This window comes from Galbibacter marinus (assembly GCF_000300875.1).
Taxonomy (GTDB): domain Bacteria; phylum Bacteroidota; class Bacteroidia; order Flavobacteriales; family Flavobacteriaceae; genus Galbibacter; species Galbibacter marinus.
In genome coordinates, this window is sequence record NZ_AMSG01000053.1 from 1 (window position 1) to 3,597 (window position 3,597).

The 3,597-nt window shown below is 33.6% G+C and carries 5 protein-coding genes and 1 pseudogene; 4 read left to right on the plus strand and 2 right to left on the minus strand.

Annotated elements, in window-relative coordinates; genetic code table 11:
- Positions 1-327 precede the first annotated feature (327 nt).
- The 4 genes from I215_RS15460 (at position 328) to arsB (ending at position 2,882) form a co-directional block, all read left to right on the plus strand.
- Positions 328-657 carry an ArsR/SmtB family transcription factor gene (locus tag I215_RS15460; RefSeq protein WP_008992927.1) on the plus strand — a complete coding sequence of 110 codons (330 nt, stop codon included), beginning with the start codon at positions 328-330 and terminating at the stop codon, positions 655-657.
- An 83-nt stretch (positions 658-740) separates the two neighbouring features.
- Positions 741-1,214, plus strand: a complete 474-nt coding sequence (locus I215_RS15465; protein ID WP_008992928.1) for a DUF6428 family protein — start codon at positions 741-743, stop codon at positions 1,212-1,214.
- A gap of 18 nt (positions 1,215-1,232) precedes the next feature.
- A complete protein-coding gene (locus I215_RS15470) occupies positions 1,233-1,847 on the plus strand; it encodes an arsenate-mycothiol transferase ArsC (protein WP_008992929.1) in 615 nt (204 codons plus the stop codon).
- Positions 1,848-1,850: 3 nt separating this feature from the next.
- On the plus strand, positions 1,851-2,882 hold the full coding sequence (gene arsB / locus I215_RS15475) for an ACR3 family arsenite efflux transporter (protein WP_040460632.1): 1,032 nt from the start codon (positions 1,851-1,853) through the stop codon (positions 2,880-2,882).
- A gap of 89 nt (positions 2,883-2,971) precedes the next feature.
- Here arsB and I215_RS15480 read toward each other — a convergent pair whose 3' ends face one another.
- Complete coding sequence (locus I215_RS15480; RefSeq protein ID WP_008992931.1) at positions 2,972-3,388, minus strand: IS110 family transposase; 417 nt, start codon at positions 3,386-3,388, stop codon at positions 2,972-2,974.
- An 8-nt stretch (positions 3,389-3,396) separates the two neighbouring features.
- A pseudogene (locus tag I215_RS16550) lies at positions 3,397-3,597 on the minus strand (hypothetical protein); the annotation flags it as partial.

Below are 3,597 nucleotides of genomic sequence, written 5' to 3' on the forward strand. Positions count from 1 at the left end.
AATGAGTAGCAAGAGGGTAACACGCAGAGCGATGTTACCAGTTTTTATTCAACTCATTTTTAGATGTTTATGGTGATTATATTAATCTTTTATAGCCAATTTTGCGACAAATGGCTTGGGAAGCCGCATAAACAGGCTTAAATTTGCGACAAAAAAGGAAATATGGCTCTATGACTGGTGATAACTTAACCGCCAGGATTGAGTTTGAATATTTTCTTACTTTTATCCTGTAAAGGGAATAATAGTGAGCTTTCAAAAATAAAAAAAATAAAAATCTTTTGTATTTAAATTTAATATCGTAATATTGCGATGTAAATAAATTTAGAAATGGGAGTAACAAAAACAGAAATATATAAAGACGAGCAAAATAAACTTGCATCGCTTCTTAAAGTTTTAGGGCATCCAGCCAGAATAGCAATCCTGCAATATATTATCAACCAAAAAACATGTATTTGTAATGATCTGGTTGAGGAATTAGGTTTAGCACAGGCAACTATTTCACAACATTTAAAAGAATTAAAAACCATAGGAATTATTCAAGGTTCAATTGAAGGTAAATCTGTATGTTATTGTATTGACGAACTGGTATGGAAACAATTTCAAGAGGAATTTAATGGCTTTTTCAATCAGGATGTAAACGTAAAGCAGTGCTGCTAAGGCATTTTTTTATACTTTAACATCGTTATATTGCTATATAACGTTATTTAATTATTTATTTTATCATTTTAAAAGTTAGTATTATGAAATTATCAGAAATCAAGGAAATTTTACCAGCATTAGAAAATGTTGAATTTCAATTAGAAAATGGAACATTTGTTCCTGAACACTTTCACGTTACTGAAGTGGGGCAAATAATCAAAAATTTTATTGATTGTGGCGGCGTAATCCGTAAGGAAAAAGTAGTCAACTTTCAATTGTGGAATGCCGATGATTATGAGCATAGGTTGAAACCAGGAAAGCTATTAAGTATAATTAAACTTTCAGAAGATAAATTAGAAATTGAAGATGCGGAGATAGAAGTGGAATATCAAAGCGATACTATTGGTAAATACGATTTGGATTTCAATGGAAATACATTTGTACTGAAAAACAAAGCGACTGCCTGCTTGGCTCAGGATGCTTGCGGAATTCCTTCTGAAAAACAAAACAAAAGCCTTTCCGAATTAACAGCAAATCAATCAAGTTCATGCACTCCAAATTCAGGATGCTGCTAAACCCTAAATCGAATATCTATGTATCCAACATTATCAGAGACAATTCAACAGTTAGAATGGGAGAAAATCAATAACGATGAGCGTAAAAGTACCTTGCAGCCGTTGATTGATTTTATTCAATTAAAAATAAATAGCAAGCAGCAAATAAATATAAATTTCATTTGTACCCATAATTCGCGCAGGAGTCATTTATCACAGGTTTGGGCACAAGTAGCAGCCTCTCATTTCGGTATTGAGAATGTGATTTGCTATTCAGGAGGTACTGAAGAAACCGCATTATTTCCAAAAGTAGCAGAAACATTATCCGATCAGGGATTTAATATTTTCAAAATAAATGATGGCTCCAATCCTGTTTATGCTATAAAATATAGTGATAATTCCCAACCGATAATTGGATTTTCTAAAAAGTATGACAATCCTTTTAATCCAGTATCTGCTTTTGTAGCTATAATGACCTGTTCACAAGCAGATGGTGGATGTCCATTTATCGCTGGTGCGGAAAAAAGAATTCCCATCACATTTGAAGATCCTAAAATTTCAGATAACACTTCCGAACAGACAAAGATATATTCAGAAAGAAGCTTACAGATAGCATCGGAAATGTTTTATGTTTTTTCAAAAATTACTAAATAGCCGATGCAACCAAAACTAAAATTCTTAGACAGATATCTAACTTTATGGATATTTCTAGCTATGGCTCTTGGCCTAGGCTTAGGATATTTCTTTCCGGGTATTTCAAATATTACAAATACACTATCTGTCGGCACTACAAATATTCCGTTGGCAATAGGTTTGATATTGATGATGTACCCGCCACTGGCAAAGGTGGATTATTCATTACTGCCTATAGTATTGAAGGATAAAAAAGTTGTTAGTATTTCTTTATTATTGAACTGGATTATCGGGCCTATTTTAATGTTCGGATTAGCCATTCTTTTTCTAAGAAATGAGCCTGATTATATGATTGGCTTGATATTGATAGGCTTGGCAAGATGTATTGCAATGGTCATAGTATGGAATGACCTTGCAAAAGGTAACAGAGAATATGCAGCCTTATTAATTGCATTAAACAGCATCTTTCAGGTATTTTCTTATAGTTTCTTAGTTTGGCTGTTTATCAATGTACTGCCAAACAGATTAGGCTTGGCAAGTTTCAATGTAAGCGTACCTATAGAAGACGTGACTGAAAGTGTAATGATTTATTTAGGGATCCCTTTCTTGACTGGTTTTCTTAGCCGTTACTTACTTGTTAAATCCAAAGGCATAGAATGGTATAACCGTAAATTTGTACCCAAAATATCGCCGATTACATTATACGCATTATTGTTTACCATAGTATTAATGTTCAGTTTTAAAGGTGATAAAATAATAGAGTTGCCAATGGATGTCATTACGGTGGCTATACCGTTAGTCATCTATTTTGTACTAATGTTTTTCGTAAGCTTCTTTATCAATAAATCTTTGAATGTTCCGTACGACAAAAATGCAGCAATTGCATTTACCGCCACTGGAAACAATTTTGAACTAGCTATTGCAGTGTCCATAGCTGTATTCGGAATCCATTCACCTCAGGCATTTGTAGGCGTAATTGGGCCATTGGTAGAAGTTCCCGTTCTGATATTATTAGTAAAGATAAGCTTGTGGCTTAAAAAGAAATATTACAAATAAATAAAATGTAAAAAGAGTTTAGGGCTTGAGCTAAAAGCTAAACCTCTTAAACAGATTACAGGGGGAGTGACTTATAAACTTCCCCTTTTTTATAATGATACTTCCTGAAATGGAATAATTTGATACTCGTGCTCTGAATTATAATAGGAATTATTTTTCCATAAGATAAAAGTCAGTTCCAGCAGTTTTCTTTGGATGGCAACTATAGCTTTCATTTTAATTCCATGCCTTGAAACTATTCTTAAGAAAATATTTCTAAACCTTTCATCGGTTCTTATTGCAGCCAGTGCAGGAAAGTGCATTACTTTCCTTAAATTCCGATTACCACGCTTGGATATTCGGGGTTTGGATTTTACTGAAGTTCCAGATGTCTTTTCTCTTACATCTAATCCTGCATAACTAACCAACTGTCTTTTATTCTTTATTAACTCGAATCCGTTGGTTTCGGCGATAATTGTTACAGCAGTCAGATTTCCTATTCCCGGAATTGAAGATACTATTTTCATCTTTTCTACTAGAGTTTATCTCCTTTGATGAGGATAGCAATTTCGCCTCTAATCTCCTTTTCCTGCAAATCAATAAGAGCTATTCTTTTTTTAGTTCGATTAACTGAGCTTTCACTTGAAGTTGCAGAAGTACGTTCTGCGTGCAGTTGATTTTTCAACATTGTACGCTCATGTACAAGTATTTTAGCCCCCAATAAGATCGGAGTGAT